Source organism: Bittarella massiliensis (ex Durand et al. 2017), from assembly GCF_017566145.1.
GTDB lineage: Bacteria > Bacillota > Clostridia > Oscillospirales > Ruminococcaceae > Bittarella > Bittarella massiliensis_A.
The window spans coordinates 13,945-31,885 of the sequence record NZ_JABFCL010000001.1 but is presented as its reverse complement, the minus strand read 5'-3'; the positions used below and the strand labels follow the sequence as shown (position 1 = coordinate 31,885).

17 protein-coding genes are annotated in these 17,941 nt (G+C 63.6%); 4 read left to right on the top strand and 13 right to left on the bottom strand.

The window, feature by feature from the left end:
- Positions 1 to 15 precede the first annotated feature (15 nt).
- The 11 genes from glmS to HJY11_RS00105 form a co-directional block, all read right to left on the bottom strand.
- Positions 16 to 429 (bottom strand): methylaspartate mutase subunit S, encoded by a 414-nt coding sequence (gene glmS, locus HJY11_RS00155; RefSeq protein ID WP_208074082.1) that lies wholly within the window; start codon positions 427 to 429, stop codon positions 16 to 18.
- Between the two features lie 213 nt (positions 430 to 642).
- On the bottom strand, positions 643 to 1,626 hold the full coding sequence (locus HJY11_RS00150; protein WP_208074081.1) for a GntR family transcriptional regulator: 984 nt from the start codon (positions 1,624 to 1,626) through the stop codon (positions 643 to 645).
- Between the two features lie 28 nt (positions 1,627 to 1,654).
- On the bottom strand, positions 1,655 to 2,218 hold the full coding sequence (locus HJY11_RS00145) for a Fe-S-containing hydro-lyase (RefSeq protein ID WP_208074080.1): 564 nt from the start codon (positions 2,216 to 2,218) through the stop codon (positions 1,655 to 1,657).
- Between the two features lies 1 nt (position 2,219).
- The gene (locus HJY11_RS00140) at positions 2,220 to 3,059 is read right to left on the bottom strand and encodes a fumarate hydratase (protein WP_208074079.1); all 840 of its coding nucleotides are present in this window, start codon (positions 3,057 to 3,059) and stop codon (positions 2,220 to 2,222) included.
- 244 nt (positions 3,060 to 3,303) lie between these two features.
- Entirely contained in the window at positions 3,304 to 3,627 is a 324-nt protein-coding gene (locus HJY11_RS00135) for a hypothetical protein (RefSeq protein ID WP_208074078.1), read from the bottom strand.
- A 127-nt stretch (positions 3,628 to 3,754) separates the two neighbouring features.
- Entirely contained in the window at positions 3,755 to 3,973 is a 219-nt protein-coding gene (locus HJY11_RS00130) for a DUF3006 domain-containing protein (RefSeq protein ID WP_208074077.1), read from the bottom strand.
- 4 nt (positions 3,974 to 3,977) lie between these two features.
- Positions 3,978 to 4,952 (bottom strand): ComEC/Rec2 family competence protein, encoded by a 975-nt coding sequence (locus HJY11_RS00125; protein WP_208074076.1) that lies wholly within the window; start codon positions 4,950 to 4,952, stop codon positions 3,978 to 3,980.
- Entirely contained in the window at positions 4,898 to 6,844 is a 1,947-nt protein-coding gene (locus HJY11_RS00120) for a YgiQ family radical SAM protein (protein WP_208074075.1), read from the bottom strand. Before HJY11_RS00120 ends, HJY11_RS00125 begins: the two co-directional genes overlap by 55 nt.
- An 84-nt stretch (positions 6,845 to 6,928) precedes the next feature.
- Positions 6,929 to 9,382 (bottom strand): FtsK/SpoIIIE family DNA translocase, encoded by a 2,454-nt coding sequence (locus HJY11_RS00115; RefSeq protein WP_208074074.1) that lies wholly within the window; start codon positions 9,380 to 9,382, stop codon positions 6,929 to 6,931.
- A 183-nt stretch (positions 9,383 to 9,565) separates the two neighbouring features.
- Positions 9,566 to 9,763 (bottom strand): YlzJ-like family protein, encoded by a 198-nt coding sequence (locus tag HJY11_RS00110; RefSeq protein ID WP_279570994.1) that lies wholly within the window; start codon positions 9,761 to 9,763, stop codon positions 9,566 to 9,568.
- Positions 9,760 to 10,599: a ClpP family protease gene (locus HJY11_RS00105; protein ID WP_279570993.1), complete on the bottom strand. Its 840-nt coding sequence runs from the start codon at positions 10,597 to 10,599 to the stop codon at positions 9,760 to 9,762. Before HJY11_RS00105 ends, HJY11_RS00110 begins: the two co-directional genes overlap by 4 nt.
- Before the next feature lie 272 nt (positions 10,600 to 10,871).
- Here HJY11_RS00105 and HJY11_RS00100 point away from each other — a divergent pair, with 272 nt between their 5' ends.
- Genes HJY11_RS00100 through HJY11_RS00090 form a run of 3 tightly spaced genes read left to right on the top strand, consistent with a single transcriptional unit; the run spans position 10,872 to position 14,652 of the window.
- The gene (locus HJY11_RS00100; protein WP_208074072.1) at positions 10,872 to 12,821 is read left to right on the top strand and encodes an aconitate hydratase; all 1,950 of its coding nucleotides are present in this window, start codon (positions 10,872 to 10,874) and stop codon (positions 12,819 to 12,821) included.
- A complete protein-coding gene (locus HJY11_RS00095) occupies positions 12,821 to 13,981 on the top strand; it encodes an isocitrate/isopropylmalate family dehydrogenase (protein ID WP_438820422.1) in 1,161 nt (386 codons plus the stop codon). Before HJY11_RS00100 ends, HJY11_RS00095 begins: the two co-directional genes overlap by 1 nt.
- A 14-nt stretch (positions 13,982 to 13,995) precedes the next feature.
- Positions 13,996 to 14,652 carry a redox-sensing transcriptional repressor Rex gene (locus HJY11_RS00090; RefSeq protein ID WP_208074070.1) on the top strand — a complete coding sequence of 219 codons (657 nt, stop codon included), beginning with the start codon at positions 13,996 to 13,998 and terminating at the stop codon, positions 14,650 to 14,652.
- 71 nt (positions 14,653 to 14,723) lie between these two features.
- Here HJY11_RS00090 and deoD read toward each other — a convergent pair whose 3' ends face one another.
- The gene (gene deoD, locus HJY11_RS00085) at positions 14,724 to 15,434 is read right to left on the bottom strand and encodes a purine-nucleoside phosphorylase (RefSeq protein ID WP_208074438.1); all 711 of its coding nucleotides are present in this window, start codon (positions 15,432 to 15,434) and stop codon (positions 14,724 to 14,726) included.
- 271 nt (positions 15,435 to 15,705) lie between these two features.
- Here deoD and pap point away from each other — a divergent pair, with 271 nt between their 5' ends.
- Positions 15,706 to 17,199: a polyphosphate:AMP phosphotransferase gene (pap, locus tag HJY11_RS00080; protein WP_208074069.1), complete on the top strand. Its 1,494-nt coding sequence runs from the start codon at positions 15,706 to 15,708 to the stop codon at positions 17,197 to 17,199.
- Positions 17,200 to 17,254: 55 nt separating this feature from the next.
- On the opposite strand, the gene HJY11_RS00075 is transcribed toward pap, so the two are convergent.
- Positions 17,255 to 17,803: a flavodoxin family protein gene (locus tag HJY11_RS00075; protein ID WP_208074068.1), complete on the bottom strand. Its 549-nt coding sequence runs from the start codon at positions 17,801 to 17,803 to the stop codon at positions 17,255 to 17,257.
- Positions 17,804 to 17,941 lie beyond the last annotated feature (138 nt).

Here is a 17,941-nt window from a genome sequence, read left to right as displayed (position 1 = left end):
CGCTCCCTCACCGCCTCACGCGACGCCCAGGTCTTTTTTGAGGGAGGCGATGGTGGTCTCCGGCGAGGTGCCCGGGGGGAAGACCCGGTCAAAGCCCATGGCCAAAAACCGGCGCTCCACATCTGCAAAGGGCTGCTTGCCCACCACGATGTTTCCCCCCACGTAGAGGAGGATCCCCCCCAGTCCCGCCTCGTCGCACTTCTGGCGCAGGCCCCGGCAGTCCAGCTCGCCGTGCCCGTAGAGGGAGGAGACCACGATGGCGTCTGCGTCCGACTCGATGGCGGCGGCAATGTACTCCTCCTGCGAGACCATAACCCCCAGGTTGATGACATTGAACCCCGCGTCGGTGAACGCGTGGTCGAGGATTTTGATGCCCACGGCGTGGACGTCCGCCCCGATCACCCCGATGACCAAAGTTTTCTGTTCCATTTCGCACCCCTTGCTTTCGCAAATTTGATTTGAACTATATCTATAATATATATTGTTATATATCATAAATCAACCGAAATTTCTCCCTTTTTCCGGATAATAAGGGAGAAAATCCCGGCTCTGTTTTGGCTACTTTGGATGTTTCTCCATCTATACGCAAAAAAAGAGGAAAATGAACTAGTTCATTTCCCTCTTTTTTCTCAAAGCCTGTCTTTAGCGGCCCTTTTTGCCTCGGCGAACCTCCTCGATCTGCTCCTCAATAGAGAGTAGGGAACCGCCGTCCACCAGGTAGTCGTAGCGGATGACCGTCTGCCCGGCCCGGGCGGCGGCGCGCACCCACTCCCCCTCCTCTTTGGAACAGAAGCGGTTGTAGTTGGGGGGGAGGATGAGGACGGGGTGGCCCTCCACAAAGGCCTGTACCCCCTCTCCGCCAAAGAGGCGGGCATCCACCCGGCCGCCGTCGATGCCCAGGGCGGCGCAGCTGCGGCGGATGATCCGCCCGAACTTGTCGCTGGCGGTGAGGATGCCCACCCGCCCCTCCTCCGGGGCGCGGGCCAGGGCGGTCAGGGTCTGGTTGGAGGGGGAGAGCACCACCCGTACCAGCCGGCAGCGCCCCCCCACCGCCTGGGAGAGCTGGTGAAAGTGGGTGGAGGTGGTGATGACCAGGTCCTCGTGGTCACCGATCTTGTAGGGGGCGTTCAGCACATCGTCCAGCAGGAACTGATAGACGTCCACGTCCGCCACCCGGGAGAGCTGGTCGGCCATCTGAGAGAGGGCCTCGGCGTTGCAGTCCACCAGGGCCAGCCGCACCTGCTCATACCCCTCTTCCCGCTCCCGCAGCTTGAGGGAAAAGAATATCTCGCTCTCCCGGCTGGAAAAGCCCAATTCCTCCATCCGGTCCAGCAGGGCGTCGATGGCCGCCATCGCCAGGTCTTTGCGGCCGCCGGAGGCGCTCTCCTCCCGCCCCCGGACAAAGGTTCCCCGGCCCTGCGCCATCTCGATGAGCCCCTCTTTCTCCAGTTCGTCGTAGGCGTGTTTCACCGTCCCCTGGGCCAAACCGGTCTCCTCCGCCAGCTGGCGGACGGTGGGCAGCTTGTCGCCGGGGGCCAACTGCCCCTCGGCGATCTGACCGGCGACGGCCTCGGCAATCTGGCGGTAGACGGGGACCTGACTCCCCTGCTTCAGCTGAATTTTCATGGGCGTCCTCCTCCCCCTTTTCGCCGTCTCACTTCCCGTCGCGGGCGGCCAGGTACTCCGCCCGCCCGGTCTCGTAGAGGTTTTTTCCGGTGGAGTCGATGACCACCACGGCGGGAAAATCCTCCACCTCCAGCCGGCGGACGGCCTCGGCCCCCAGGTCCTCGTAGGCCACGATCTCGGCCTTCTTGACGCAGCGGGCCAGCAGGGCCCCCGCCCCGCCGATGGCCCCAAAGTAGACCGCGCCGTGCTCCTCCATGGCGGCAACCACCTCGGGCCCCCGTTTCCCCTTGCCGATCATCCCGGTCTCCCCCAGGGCGATGAGGGTGGGGGAATAGGCGTCCATCCGGTAGCTGGTGGTGGGGCCGGCCGAGCCGATGGGACGTCCCTCCTTGGCGGGGGTGGGCCCCACGTAGTAGATGGTGGCGTTCTCCACGTCAAAGGGCAGGGGCTCGCCCTTTTCGGCCAACTCCACCAGCCGCTTGTGGGCGGCGTCCCGGGCGGTGTAGATGACCCCGCTGATGAGGACGCTCTCGCCGCAGCGCAGCTGGCGGGCGGCCTCGCGGGTCAGGGGGGTGGTGATCTTCTTCTCCATCTCAAAGCACCTCCGTCTTGTGGCGGGTCACGTGGCAGTTGATGTTCACCGCGCAGGGCAGCCCGGCAATGTGGGTGGGCATGGCCTCGATGTTGACGGCCAGGGCGGTGGTCTTTCCCCCAAAGCCCTGGGGCCCGATTCCCTTTTGGTTGATTCTTTCCAACAGCTCTTCTTCAAGCCCGGCGTAAAACGGGCTTGGGCTGCGCTGGTCGAGGGGCCGCATCAGGGCCTGCTTGGCCAGCAGGGCGGCCTTGTCAAAGCTGCCGCCCAGCCCGACTCCCACCACGATGGGGGGGCAGGGGTTGGGGCCGGCGTCCTCCACCACCTGCAACACAAAATCGCGCACCCCCTCCAGCCCGTCGGAGGGCTTGAGCATCTTGATCTGGCTCATGTTCTCACTGCCAAAGCCCTTGGGGGCCACGGTGATTTCGATCTGCTCGCCGGGCGCCAGTTCGCAGTAGAGGAGGGCCGGGGTGTTGTCCCCGGTGTTGACCCGGTCCAGCGGGTCGCGCACCACCGATTTGCGCAGCCGCCCCTCGGCATACCCCTGGCGCACCCCCTCGTCCACCGCCGCGCGCAGGTCGCCGACAATGTGCACCTCCTGCCCGATCTTCAAAAAGACGCAGGCCATGCCGGTGTCCTGGCAGATGGGCACCCCTTCGGCCCCGGCGATCTCGTAGTTTTGGATGATCTTGTCCAGGATGCCGCAGGCGGTCTCCCCGTCCTCGCAGGCGCGGCAGGCGCGGATGCGCGCCTGCACATCCTCCGGCAGGCGGCAGTTGGCCTCAATGCAGAGGCGCTTGACCACCTGGGTGATCTGGGCGGCTTCGATCTCTCTCATAAAACCCCATTCCTTTCGCTGCGCCCTGGGCGCAGACGGCGAGACGCCCCTCCCCGTTTCAGGGTGTCTCTCGCCAAAATGATATAGTTCAATTTATCTCTATGGTATCACAATCTCTCCCCATTGCAACCCTCTGGCGAAAAAACAGGGGGAAGAAACAAAAATAGCCGCCGGCCCTTTTGAAAGATAAGCCGGCGGCGAGAAATTCTTTTTTTCATTTTGCCGTTCTGTTTGCCCCTTCCCGTCAGCGGGCCAGGGCAAAGCAGAGGGCGGCCAGCACCAATGCCAAAAACAGGGCGGGCAGCCGCAGCACCCGGGGGAAGAAAGGCGTTTTCAGGCCGTAGCGGCCCCTGAAAACACCCGCCAAAACGACGTAGAGGGCCGACATCCCCACCGGGGGAACGGCGAGGTAGAGGGCGGTGGACAGAGACCAGGCCCCGCCCCGCAGCAGCAGGACGGCGGCGGCTCCACAGCTTGCAGCCAGCCCGAAGAAGGGGGCGCCAGACACCCACCTGGCAAACTGCAAAACATCCCGGTCCGGCTGTTTTGGCAACAGTCTTTTTGCCATTCAAATCGCCCCCCTTTCATCTTGCAGGCAGGCTCTCTCTATTCCTATTATAGCACCCCCTCCCGGCAAAAACCAGACGCAAAACGGGAGGGGGCTGTCTCCCGCTCTTGCCCCCTCCCGCATCTATTTATTGTTTTCCCGTCAGCCGATCCAGCAGCGCCTGCAATTCAGCGCGGCGGCGGTCCCTCTCCTCCGAGGCGGGCCGCCAGTTCTCCCCTTCCCGGCAGAGGACGTCCCCCTCCCGCAGGCCCTCCGGCAACTCCGCCAGGGGGACGGTGCGTTCTTCGCCCTCGTCATCCTGCAAAACGGCAAAGGGGCTTTCAATGCGGTCCACGCTGTAAAACATCCCCTCACTCCCCCTTCTGGCAGATGACCTGCAAGCTGCTGCCGTCGGTGGAGAGGACGACAGCGCCGTTTTGATCGGTCCGCAGGAAGCGGATCCCCCGGTTGGCCAACAGGTCCACCGTCTCCTGGTGGGGGTGGCCGTAGGAATTGCCCTCCCCCACACAGGCCACGGCGATCTCGGGGTTCACCCTGTCCAAAAAGGCCGCCGAGGTGCTGGTGCTGCTGCCGTGGTGCCCCAGTTTGAGCACCTGGGCCTTCAGTTCGGCGGCCCCGTACTCCTCGAGCAGGTCCTCTTCGGCCCTTGCCTCCATGTCCCCGGTAAAGAGAAAGCGCTGGCTGCCGTAGCGAAAGAGGACCACAGCCGAGGTGTCGTTCAGGTCGTCGTAGTTCTCCAGCGGCCCCAGCACCGTCAGCCGGCCGTCGCCGTAGGTGAGCTGCTGTCCCGGCTCGCTGTACACCACCTTGACTTGGCTCTCGGCCGCCTGGGTGAGCAGGTCTTTGTAGGTCTTGGTGGTGGGCAGCTGGGTCTGGGGCAGGCGGGGCATCAGCAGGGTGTCGGTGGGGATGGCGGCCATCACCGCGTCCAGCCCGCCGATGTGGTCGGAGTGGGGATGGGTGGCGACGATGAGGTCGAGCTTTTCCACCCCCTGGTTTTTCAGGTAGTTCACCACCGTGTCGCCCTTGTCGTTTTCGCCCCCGTCAATGAGGACGGCGTGCCCGTCCACCAAGATGAGGGAGGCGTCCCCCTGCCCCACGTCGATGAAGTGGACCGAGGCCTCCCCCTCGGGGATCGAGATGTCCGAGAGGCCGAGACTGGCCAACAGGTCGTTTCCGCCGGGGATGGCGCCCAGCCAATCCGGGTCCATCCCCAGCACCACCAGCACCAGGGCCACCAGGCTGACCAGCACCCCCAACAGGGCCTTTTTTACCTTTTCTTTTTGCCTTTTGGCCGTCCTGCGGACGGTTTTGCGCTTTGCCACGGCTCACGCCCTCCCTTCTGGCGGCCGGCCGGCCGCCTGCCCTGGCCCCGTTTCTCCCCCTGGGCCTGCCGGCGCGCCCGCAGGGCGGCGGCGGTCTTGGCATCGGGCTTGACCAGGCACTCGGGCCCAAATCCGATCAGGTCCCAGCGGCCCGCCCGCTTGAGGGCCTCCAGCACCAGCTGTTGGTTCTGGGGCAGAAAATACTGGATCAGGGCCCGCTGCATGGCCTTTTCGTGGGGGTCGGTGGCCACGTATATCTCCTCCAGGGTAAAGGGGTCCATCCCGGTGTAGTACATGCAGGTGGAGATGGAGAAGGGGGTGGGGTAAAAGTCCTGCACCTGCTGGGGGCGCAGCCCCTCCTCCTTCAAAAAGAGGGCCAGGTCGATGGCCTCTTTGAGCCCGCTGCCCGGGTGGGAACTCATGAGATAGGGCACCAGGTACTGCTTCTTGCCGATCTGCTTGGTCTTTTGGTAGAAGGCTCTCTGGAACTTGCGGTAACTGGCAATGCCCGGTTTGCCCATGGCCCGCAGCACCCGGTCGCTGCAGTTTTCGGGGGCCACCTTCAGCTGGCCCGAGACGTGGTATTTCACCAGGTGGTCAAAAAAGGTCTGGTCTCTGTCCAGATTCAGGTAGTCAAAGCGGATGCCCGAGCGGACAAACACCTTTTTGATGCCGGGGATTTGCCGCATCCGCTCCAGGATGTCGTCGTACTCCCGGTGGTCGACCTTGAGTTTGGGGCAGGGGGTGGGGGCCAGGCACTTGCGGCCGTTTTTGCACATCCCCCGCTCCAGCTGCCCATCGCAGGAGGGGCCGCGGAAGTTGGCGGTGGGCCCCCCCACGTCGTGGATATACCCCTTGAAGCGGGGGTTGTGGGTCATCCGCTCGGCCTCCTCCAGCACCGACTCGGCCGAACGGCTGGTGACGTGCCGCCCCTGGTGAACGGCGATGGCGCAGAAGTTGCAGCCGCCGAAACAGCCCCGGTTGTGGATGATGGAGAACTCCACCTCCGCAATGGCCGGCACCCCGCCCAGCGCTTCGTAGATGGGGTGATAGGTGCGCTGGTAGGGCAGCGCATAGACCCGGTCCAGCTCCTCCCTCGCCAGGGGGCGGGAGGGGGGCGTCGCCACCAGCACCCGGTCGCCGTGCTTTTGCACCAGCAGGCGGCCGGTGGCGCAGTCGCACTCGTTGTACTGAATGGCCTGGGCCTTGGCGTAGCTGCGCTTGTTCTCCCGCACCTTTTCAAAGCTGGCGCACTCCACATAGCCGTCGGGCAGCTCGCTGCGCTCGGCAAAGTAGCAGGTGCCCCGCACGTCCCGGATGGCCGCCACCGGCTCCCCCGCCGCCAGGCGGTCGGCCACCTCGACGATCTGGTGTTCCCCCATGCCGTAGAGGAGCAAGTCGGCCTTTGCGTCCTGGAGGATGCTGGGGCGAACGGCGTTGTCCCAGTAGTCGTAGTGGGCAAAGCGGCGCATGGACGCCTCCACCCCGCCGATGAGGATGGGCGCGTCGGGGTAGAGGCGTCGGACGATTTGGGAGTAGACGATGGTGGCCCGGTCAGGGCGCTTGCCCATCACCCCGCCGGCGGTGTAAAAATCGGTGGCGCGGCGCTTTTTCGCCACAGTGTAGTGGTTGACCATCGAGTCCACGTTGCCCGCAGAGATGAGAAATCCCAGCCGGGGCTGGCCGAACTGGGTGAAGGGGGCGTCCTCCTTCACATCCGGCTGGGAGAGGATCGCCACCTTGTAGCCGGCGCTCTCCAGCACCCGGGTGATGATGGCGCAGCCGAAACTGGGGTGGTCGATATAGCTGTCGCCGCAGATGTAGACAAAATCGGGCTGGGTCCAGCCCCGCTCCTCCATCTCGGCGCGGCTGATGGGCAGAAAATCGTTCATGGGTGTCCTTTCCGGCGGGCGGCGCCGCACAGCAGAAGGCGGGCAGAGGAAACTCCCCTGCCTGCCGTACGGTCTCTCTTCTCTCTAGTGCTCAAGGGCGTCCTGGTTGGCGCACATCTCCAGCCACTGCTGGCGGCTGATGAGCACCTTGCGGGGCTTGGAGCCCTCAAAGGGTCCGATGATCCCCCGCTCCTCCATCTCGTCGACGATGCGGGCGGCCCGGGCATAGCCCAGTTTCAGCTTGCGCTGCAGCATGGAGGTGGAGATCTGGCCGGCGTCCACCGCCACCTCGATGGCGTCGGGGAGCATGTCGTCCCCCTCTTCCCCGCTGCCGCCGTTCGACCCCTTGCCCTTCTCGGCGGCGGCCTGCTTGTCGATCTCCTCGATGATCTGCTCGTCATAGGTCTTGGGGGTGTCGGGCTTGATGGCCTCGACCACCCGCTCGATCTCCTCGTCGGTGACAAAGCAGCCCTGAATGCGGGTGGGCTTGGAGGCCCCCACCGGGAAGTAGAGCATGTCTCCCCTGCCCAACAGCTTCTCGGCCCCCGCCCCGTCGAGGATGGTGCGGGAATCCACCTGGCTGGAGACGGCAAAGGCGATGCGGCTGGGGATGTTGGCCTTGATGACGCCGGTGATCACGTCCACCGAGGGGCGCTGGGTGGCAATGATCAGATGCATCCCCGCGGCGCGGGCCATCTGCGCCAACCGGCAGATGCTGTCCTCCACCTCGCCGGGGGCGGCCATCATCAGGTCGGCCAACTCGTCGATGATGATGACGATGCGGTAGAGGGGCTTCTCCCCCCGGCTCTCGCAGAGCTTGTTGTACCCCCCCAGGTCGCGGACGTTGTTGGCCGCAAAGAGCTTGTAGCGGTTGAGCATCTCGGTCACCGCCCACCCCAGGGCGCCGGCCGCCTTGTGGGGGTCGGTGACCACCGGCACCAGCAGGTGGGGGATGCCGTTGTAGACCCCCAGTTCCACCACCTTGGGGTCGACCATCAGCAGCCGCACCTCCTCGGGGGAGGACTTGTAGAGCAAACTCAAGATGATGGAGTTGATGCAGACGGATTTGCCCGAACCGGTAGCGCCGGCGATGAGGACGTGGGGCATCTTGCCGATGTCGGCCACCTTGACGTTGCCGGCGATGTCCTTGCCCAGGGCCACCGAGAGGGCACTGCCCGCATCCCGGAAGGCCGGGGAATCCAGCATCTCCCGAATGCCCACCACGCTGGTGTTTTTGTTGGGCACCTCAATGCCCACCGCCGCCTTGTTGGGGATGGGCGCTTCGATGCGCACCCCGGAGGCCGCCAGGTTGAGGGCGATGTCGTCGGCCAGGTTGGTGATCTTGCTGATCTTGACCCCGGCGTTGGGCTGCAGCTCGTACCGGGTCACCGCCGGGCCACGGCTGATGTTGATGATCTTGGTCTGCACCCCAAAACTCTTGAGGGTGTCCACCAGCCGCTCCCCGTTTTGCTTGAGTTCGCGGGAGATGTCCCGGTTGTTTTCGGCGGGGGGCGGGTTGAGCAGCCCCACCGAGGGGTAGTTGTAGACGGGGGTCTCCTCCTCTTCCTCTGCGGGGGCGGTGAAGGGCTCTGCCCCCTCCCCTTCAGGAGGCGGGGTCTCCCCCTTCTCGCCGGGGACGACGGCCGCGGCGGGCTTGATATCGGGGGCGGTAAAGGTGAAGATCTCAGCGGGGTCCAGCTCCTCCTTTTGAGGGGCGGGCGCGCCGCCGTTTACAATTTTTTGCACCAGGGCGTCAAGGGCGTCCTCGTCCTCCTGGCGGCGGGCGGGGTCGGGCAGGGCCTCCTCCGGCTCCTGCGGGGGGAGGGCGGGGGCCGCCTTCTCCTTTTTGCGGCGGAGGGCGGGGCGCTCCTCGTCGGGGCCCAGGGGGATGTCGATGGGGCGGGAGCCGCCAATGTCCACGTCGATGTTGGCCGCCCCCCGCTGCATCCGCTCGGCCACCATCTCCTTGGCCTGGCGGACCGGCTTCTGCACGCTCTGGTGCAGATCCAGCAGGGTCTTGCCGCTGATAAACATCAAAATGACAAAGGCGGCGATCCCCATGGTGAGCACAGCGCCAGTCTTGCCGAACATGGCCAGCAGCGGCCAGCCCAGCAGGCAGAAGGCGAGGCCGCCGCCCCGCTTGGCCGCCCCCATGGCGTAGAGATTGAGAAATCTGTCAAAGAAGTTGTTGCCCAGCAGCTCAGGGGCAAAGAGGAGCTGGATGGCCCCGCAGAGAAAGGCCAGAAAGAGGGCCCCCAACAGCATGGGTTTGACAATCGAGCGCTTTTTGAGGGCCGAGGAGCCGGATATGTAGACCACCAGCGGCCCCACCAGATAGGCGGCTAGCCCGAAGAGGCCGAAGAGGAAGTTGTGTAGGGCCCGCCAGACATTCAGCCCGCTCACCAGTGCCAAAAAGGTCAGCAGCAGCCCCACCGCAAAGGCGATGACCGCCGCCATCTGCTGGCGAAAGAGTTTGTTTTTCTGGGTGGCTCCCGACCTGGGGGCCGCCCGCTTTCCGGTTGTGCGCTTCGTTGCCATGAAAACTCCTCAAATCAAGCCCCTGCCCTGCGCTGGCGCAGAGGGGGCAAATCGGTTGCTATTCTGGGGCCCCGCGCAAAAAAGCGGGGCCTGTCCCACCCAGCCGGCCAAAAAAGGGGGCCGGCAGCCCTTGAAAAACCCGTTTTTATGTAAGCCGCTCCCGGCGGGGCGGCAAAGACCGGATCAGCGCTCCGGCGTCAGGGGAGCGCCGGGCTGAAATCCGGGCTCCAAAAAGGCGTTGGGATCGGTGGAGATCAGCCGCTCCACCCGGCCGCCCGACACCTGGCAGAGCTGGCCGCCCGACCGGTAGTATTCCGGCGGCGGGGCGGGGGTTTCCGCCTCCATTATCATACCACAAGGGACCGGGGTGTGTAAAATCATTTGTTCGCCTTCTTCCCTGTTTTTGCGGGGGCGCTCTCCTCTTTTTTCCCCTTTTTGCGGGCGGCTGTCTCTTTTTTGTTCTCCTCCCCGCCCTCGGGCGCCTCTTTGCGGCGGGATTCGATCTCCCGGTAGAGGTAGTTCATGGCCTCTTTGAGGCCGCCCAGCTCGTCGATGAGCCCCTCTTGGGTGGCCCGCTCCCCGTCCAGGACCGTCCCCACGTCCATCACCAGTTCGCCGGTGGTCATCATCAGCTCCTTGAATCGCTCCTTGCCGATGCGGGAGTTGCCGGCCACAAAATTCAGAATGCGGTCCTGCATCTGCTCAAAGTAGGAAAAGGTCTGGGGAACCCCCAACACCAGCCCGTTCATCCGCACCGGGTGGATGGTCATGGTGGCGCTGGGGGCGATGAAGGAGCGCCCGGCGGCCACCGCCAGCGGCACCCCGATGGAGTGGCCGCCGCCCAGCACCAGGGAGGCGGTGGGCTTTTCCATGCCGGCGATCAACTCGGCGATGGCCAGCCCCGCCTCCACGTCGCCCCCCACGGTGTTGAGGATGACGATGAGCCCGTCGATGTCGTCGCGCTCCTCAATGGCCACCAGCTGGGGGATGACGTGTTCGTACTTGGTGGTCTTGTTCTGGGGCGGCAGGATAAAGTGCCCCTCGATCTGGCCGATGATGGTCAGGCAGTGGATGGTGTAGCTGCCCTTCTGCACCGTCACCGAGCCCATGTTCAGAATCTGCGCCTGTTCCTGCTGGGCCTGGGCGGCGTCCTGTGCCTCCTCCGCCGGCTCCTCCCCGCTCACCAGAGATTGCTGTTTTTTGTTTTTCTCGCTCAAAAATGCCTCCGCCTTTCTGATTTTATGCAAATTTTCTATCCGCAAACTGGGCGGTTTTACCCGCAAAATCTGTATTCTCACTTGTTTTTATCTATTTTCTCCCGATTTGCCGGGGATATGTGTTTGTCGGAATTTTTGCAGGATTTCATTTTTGCAAATTCATTTTGTAATCGTTAACCAATTGACAATACGGGGGGTGAGGGATTATACTTGTACATGATTTCTTATTTATAATAAAGTACACAGGGGAAAACACAGAAAGGACGATGCTTGTGGGACAGAATCTCGCGGAAAAGATCATCGCCGCCCATCTGCTGTCAGGCGACATGGCGCCCGGCAGCGAGATCGGCCTGAAAATCGACCAGACCCTCACCCAAGACGCCACCGGGACCATGGCCTATTTGGAATTTGAGGCCATCGGCATCCCCCGGGTCAAGACCGAAAAATCGGTCGCCTACATCGACCACAACACCCTGCAGTCGGGCTTTGAGAACGCCGACGACCACAAATACACCCAGACGGTGGCCAAGAAGATCGGGGTGGACTTCTCCCGCCCCGGCAACGGCATCTGCCACCAGGTGCACCTGGAGCGCTACGGCGTGCCGGGCAAAACCCTCATCGGCTCGGACAGCCACACCCCCACCGGAGGCGGCATCGGCATGCTGGCCATCGGCGCCGGCGGGCTAGACGTGGCGGTGGCCATGGGCGGCGGGGCCTACTACATCCCCATGCCCCGGGTCATCAAGGTGGAGCTCACCGGGGCCCTGCGGCCCTGCGTCTCCGCCAAGGACATCATCCTCGCCGTCTTGCGGGAACTGTCGGTCAAGGGCGGTGTCGGCGCGGTGATCGAGTACGCCGGCGAGGGGGTCTCCACCCTCAGCGTACCCGAGCGGGCCACCATCACCAACATGGGCGCCGAGCTGGGGGCCACCACCTCCATCTTCCCCTCCGACGAGATCACCCGCCAGTTTTTGGCCGCCCAGGGCCGCGAGGGGGACTTCACCCCCCTTGCCCCCGACGCCGACGCCCGCTACGACCGGGTGCTCACCGTCGACCTGGGGGCGCTAAAACCCCTGGCCGCCTGCCCTCACAGCCCCGACAACGTCAAGCCGGTCGGGGAACTGGGCGGCATCCCGGTGGACCAGGTCTGCATCGGCTCCTGCACCAACTCCTCCCTCTACGACATGCTCAAGGTGGCCCGCATCCTCAAGGGCAAAACGGTGCACCCCAACGTCAGCCTCACCATCTCCCCGGGGTCCAAGCAGGTCTTTACCATGCTGGCGGAAAACGGGGCCCTGGCCGACATGATCGCCGCCGGTGCCCGGGTGCTGGAATGCGCCTGCGGCCCCTGCATCGGGATGGGCCAATCCCCCAAGTCCGGCGGGGTCTCCCTGCGCACCTTCAACCGCAACTTTGAGGGGCGCAGCGGCACCGCCGACGCCCAGGTCTACCTGGTCAGCCCCGAGACGGCCGCCTGGTCGGCTCTGCAGGGGGTCATCAGCGACCCCACCGAGATCGGCGACCTGGGCCAAATCGAGATGCCCGCCCGCTTCTTGGTCAATGACAACCTGCTGGTCGCCCCCGCCTCCCCCGAGGAGGCCGGCGCGGTGGAGGTGGTGCGCGGCCCCAACATCAAGCCCTACCCCAAGACCGAGCCCCTCTGCGACCACCTGAAAAAAGAGGTGGTGCTGAAGGTGGGGGACAACATCACCACCGACCACATCATGCCCGCCGGGGCCAAGGTCCTCCCCTACCGCTCCAACGTCCCCAAGATCAGCGAGTTCTGCTTCACCGCCTGCGACCCCGCCTTCCCCGCCCGCTGCAAGGAAAAACAGGGCGGCATCATCGTCGGCGGCCAGAACTACGGCCAGGGCTCCTCCCGCGAGCACGCCGCCCTCGCCCCCCTCTACCTGGGCGTCAAGGCGGTCGTCGCCCAGAGCTTTGCCCGCATCCACAAAGCAAACCTGGTCAACGCCGGCATCCTCCCCCTGGAGTTTGTCGACGCGGCGGACTACGAGGCCCTCTCCCTCGGCGACGAGCTGGAGATCGTCGGGCTGATCGACGCCCTGAAGGAAGGCGGCCGCATCACCGTCAAAAACAACACCCGCGGCACCCAGTTCGCGGCGCGGGCAGAGCTGTCCCAGCGGCAGGTGGAGGTGCTCCTCTGCGGCGGGCTGCTGGACTACACCAAAAAAATGAGCGAAAGGCAGGCAATGAGATGATGGAAGAGAAAGTGATCTCCGCAACCGAAGCGTTCGCCAAGGTTTTACAGGGTCAGCTGGAGCGCATCCAGCGGATGAAGGAGCAGGGCGACTTTGTCGATTACAGCGGTCTCGATCAGATCGTGATCGGCGTCTGCGGCGGCGACGGCATCGGCCCCCGCATCACCCACGAGGCCCAGCGGGTCATCTCCTACCTGCTGGAGGACCAGGTGAAGGCCGGAAAGGTGGTCTTTAAAGAGATCGACGGGCTGACCATCGAAAACCGGGTGGCCCAGAACAAGGCCATCCCCGACGACGTGCTGGCCGAACTCAAGGCCTGCCACGTCATCCTCAAGGGGCCCACCACCACCCCCCGCAAGGGCGATCCCTGGCCCAACATCGAAAGCGCCAACGTGGCCATGCGCAAAGAGCTGGACCTCTTCGCCAACGTCCGCCCGGTGAAGGTGCCCGAGCAGGGCATCGACTGGACCTTCTTCCGCGAAAATACTGAGGGCGCCTACACCCTGGGTTCCCTGGGGGTCAATGTGGACGAGGACCTGGCGGTGGACTTTACCGTCACCACCACCCAGGGCACCGAGCGCATCGCCCGGCTGGCCTACGACTACGCCCGCAAAAACGGCAAGGATCGGGTCTCTATCGTCACCAAGGCAAACGTCATCAAGACCACCGATGGCAAGTTTTTGGAAATCTGCCAGAAGGTGGCCCAGGAATACCCTGAAATCACCACCGATGACTGGTACATCGACATCATGACCGCCAAACTGGTGGACGAAAAGCGCCGCCGCGACTTCCGGGTCTTTGTCCTCCCCAACCTCTACGGAGACATCATCACCGACGAGGCGGCCGAGTTCCAGGGCGGCGTCGGCACCGCCGGCAGCGCCAACCTGGGCAAGCGCTACGCCATGTTCGAGGCCATCCACGGCTCCGCCCCCCGAATGGTGCAGGAGGGGCGGGACATCTACGCCGACCCCTGCTCCATGCTCCGGGCCGCTGTCCTGCTGCTCTCCCACATCGGCTACCAGGCCGAGGCGGACAAGTTGGAGCGGGCGCTGGACATCTGCATGTTTGAAGAGAAGAAGATGCACTGCACCGGCCGCGATACCGGCTGCACCTGCGAAGAATTCGGCAACTATGTGATGGACACCATCCAGTCGCTGTAAAACGGGGTGTTTTTGTGAAAAAGAACGGTGTTTCCCTGTCTGTCATCCGGCGGCTCCCCCGCTACTACCGCTTTTTGGGGGACTTGCTGCAAAACGGTGTGGGGCGCATCTCCTCCAAGGAGCTGTCCCAGAAGATGAACCTCACCGCCTCGCAGATCCGCCAGGACCTCAACTGTTTTGGCGGGTTTGGCCAGCAGGGCTACGGCTACAACATCGAACAGCTCCACCGGGAGATCGGGCGGATCATCGGCGTGGACACCATGCACGACACCATCCTCATCGGCGCGGGCAACCTGGGCAGCGCCATCGCCACCCACATGAACTTTGAAAAGCGGGGCTTTCGCCTGGTGGGCATCTTCGATTCCGACCCCCAGAAGGCGGGCGAGATCATCGCCGACCTGCCGGTGCGCCCCACCGGCGAGCTGGAGGCCTTCTGCCGGCAAAACCGCCCCACCATCGCCATCCTCTGTATCCCCAAGACGGCGGCCCCCAAGGTGGCCCCCCAACTGGTGGACCTGGGGATCACCGGGTTTTGGAACTTCAGCCACTACGATCTGCGGGTCGACCACAGCGACGTGGTGGTGGAAAACGTCCACCTGGGGGACAGCCTGCTGACCCTCTGCTACCAGGTGACCCACAACAGGCCGGAGGAGGGCGAGGGGGAAAAATAGAGTCCCCTTCCCCCTGCCGGCAGGCGCAAAAAAACAGGTGCGAATTCGTTCGCACCTGTTTTTTCTTTTCGTCAGTCGATGGCGGTGTCCAGCGCCAGCAGGATCATCTCTTTGAGATTTTTCTCCTTGTCCTCTGCCGAGACGCCCTTGGCCCCCGGCTTAAAGGAGGTCTCGACGATGGACATGATGGTGAGGGCCTTGGCCCCGTAGCGGGCGGCCACGGTGTAAAGGCCAGCCCCTTCCATCTCCGAGGCGATGACCCCGTAGTCGGCCCAGACTTTCTTGTACTCCTCCTTGTTGTCGATGTAGAGGTGGTCGTTGCAGATGGTGTTGCCCACATAGACCGGCAGCCCCCTCTCCCTGGCAATGTGATAGCACCTGTCTAGCAGCTCAAAGTCGGCGCAGGGGGCGTAGTGTCCGGGGAAGATGTGGTCGTTGATGGCAGAGGTGGTGCTGGTCGCCTGGGAGAGGACCAGGTCCAAGGCCTTCAACTTTTCAGAGTAGGCGCCGGCAGTCCCCAGGCGGATCATCTTTTTGCAGCCGTAGTCCCGGGCCAACTCAGTGGCGTAGATGAGGATGGAGGGAATCCCCATGCCGGTGCCCATCACCGAGACCCGCTGCCCCTTGTAGCTGCCGGTGTACCCGTACATCCCCCGGATCTCGTTGAAGCAGACGGCGTCCTCCAGATAGGTTTCGGCAATGTGTTTGGCCCGCATCGGGTCCCCGGGAAGAAGGATGTTGGGGGCGATCTCCCCCGCCTTGGCGGCAATGTGCATGCTCATGTCAACAGACAACCCCTTTCGGCTGCACCTCATGGCGCTTTTCTCCATGATACCGTTCTTCTTGGCCGGTGACAATCCGCCCCGCCACAATTTGGCGTTCCCGTGCATTTTTGCTGGGAAAACTGTGTACATTTCCCTCCTTCTTCCGGTCGATCGGTCAAAAAGGCGGCTCTCCCCTCTTTTCCCCTTGTATCTATCTAGCAAAAGTGCTAGAATATAGCAAATATATGGCAAAATATTATTCGCTTTTGGGTATACAGGAGGTGCCGTCATGCTGGAAAAGGTCAATCTCAAAAAGATCATGATGAAGGAGGAGTACAAGGCCATTGCGGGGCAGCTCAAGCCCCGCCTCTCCGCCCTACAACAGCAGATGAAGGAGGCCAAGGTACCGGTCATCCTCCTCTTTGAGGGGTGGAGCGCCGCCGGCAAGGGCAGCAAGATTTCCGACGTCATCCTCAACCTGGACCCCCGGGGCTTCAAGGTCTACTCCACCGTCGACCCGGACGAGACCGAGGCCCGCCACCCCTTCCTCTGGCGGTTCTGGCAGAAAATCCCCATTGCCGGGGAGTTCTCCATCTTCGACCGCAGCTGGTATCAGGAGGTGTCCACCGCCCAGCTGGAAAACGCACTCCCCCAAAAAGAGCTGGCCCGCCGGATCGAGGAGATCAACCACTTCGAGCGCACCCTCACCGACAACGGCTACCTGATTCTCAAGTTTTTCCTGCACATCAGCCAGAAGGAGCAGAAAAAGCGCCTCTCCGCCCTGGAGGAGAGCAAGGCGACCCGCTGGCGGGTCACCAAGACCGACTGGAAGAGAAACCGCCACTACGACGACCTCTACCAAATCTACGACCAGATGTTGGAGCAGACCGACACCCCCTGCGCCCCCTGGCACGTGATCGCCAGCGAGGACCGCAACGTGGCCATGGCGGGCATCTACCAGACCCTGGTGGGGGAGATCAGCCGGGCCATCGCCCAGCGGGCGGAGCGGGAGGCGCAGGCCGCTGCCTACCAGGGCGGCATCCCCGCCAGCCGTTTTCAGCTGGTGGAAACCCCCAAACTCGGCGACATCGACCTCAACCGCACCCTGGAACCCACCACCTATAAAGAGGAGTTGAAGAAGTGCCAGGCCAAGCTGAAAAAGCTGCACGGTCTCCTCTACAAGGAACAGATCCCGGTGATCGTCGCCTACGAGGGGTGGGACGCGGCTGGCAAAGGGGGCAACATCAAGCGGGTGGCCGCCGCCCTCGACCCCCGCGGATACGAGGTGGTCCCCATTGCCGCCCCCTCCAAGGAGGAACTGGGCCGCCACTTCCTCTGGCGGTTCTGGACCCGGCTGCCCAAGCAGGGACACATCACCATCTTCGATCGCACCTGGTACGGGCGGGTGATGGTGGAGCGGGTAGAGGGCTTCTGCACCCCCGCCGACTGGGCCCGGGCCTACGACGAGATCAACGAGTTTGAAAAGGAACTCACCGACTGGGGCGCCGTCATCGTCAAGTTCTGGCTGCAAATCGACAAGGACGAGCAGCTGCGCCGGTTCGAGGACCGGCAGAACACCCCCGAAAAGCGCTGGAAGATCACCGACGAGGACTGGCGCAACCGGGAGAAGTGGGACCAGCACGAGGCGGCGGTCAACGACATGCTGCAGTTCACTTCCACCGATTTTGCCCCCTGGACGGTGGTGGAGTCAAACGACAAGAAGTTCGCCCGCATCAAGGCCCTGCAAACCCTCATCGCCGCCATCGAAAACCGCCTGAAATAGCGCCAAAGAGCGCGCCGCACCGGCTGTTCTGCCGGGCGCGGCGCGCTCTTTTCCTCTACCGGTCCCCCAGGGGGCGGCGGCCCATCTCCTCTGCCTGCAACAGGTAGGGGGTGCCCGCCAGGTCCTCGGGGGTGTACATCCCCCGGGCGAGCAGCATGCCGCAGTCCTCCCAGTGCAGGTAGCCGAGCACCGCCTGGTAGTGCAGCACCAGCGCCTCCATCACACCGGGCTCGTCGTCCCCGCTGGCGGCCAGCAGCAGCGCCTTTTTAGGGCTCTGCCGCAAGGCGGTGTTGACGGCGTAGAACCGGTCGATGACCGCCTTCAGCTGGGCGCTCATCCCAAAGTAGTAGAGCGGGGTCACCAGGACGACCAGGTCGGCCTCCAGAAGGACGGGCAGAATTTCCTCCATCCCGTCCCCGTGGACACAGCGGCCCCCATTTTTGCGGCAGTGGTCGCAGCCCAGGCAGGGGGCGATCTTCATAAAAGCAGTGTCAAAGCGGGTCAGCTGGTGGCCCGCCTCGGCAGCGCCCCGGTCAAAGGCAGAGGCCAGGGCGGCAGTGGTCCCCTTTTTGTGGGGACTGCCGGTCAAAAGCAAGATCTTCACGGACAATACACCTCCTGTACTCCATCTTACTCCCGCCGGGGGGCCTTGGCAAGTTCGCCATATCTCCCCGGCAATTTTTGGCGGCCTCCCCTCCCCCGGGGGCTGGCCGTTGGTGCTATAATGGAGGCAATTGAAAGA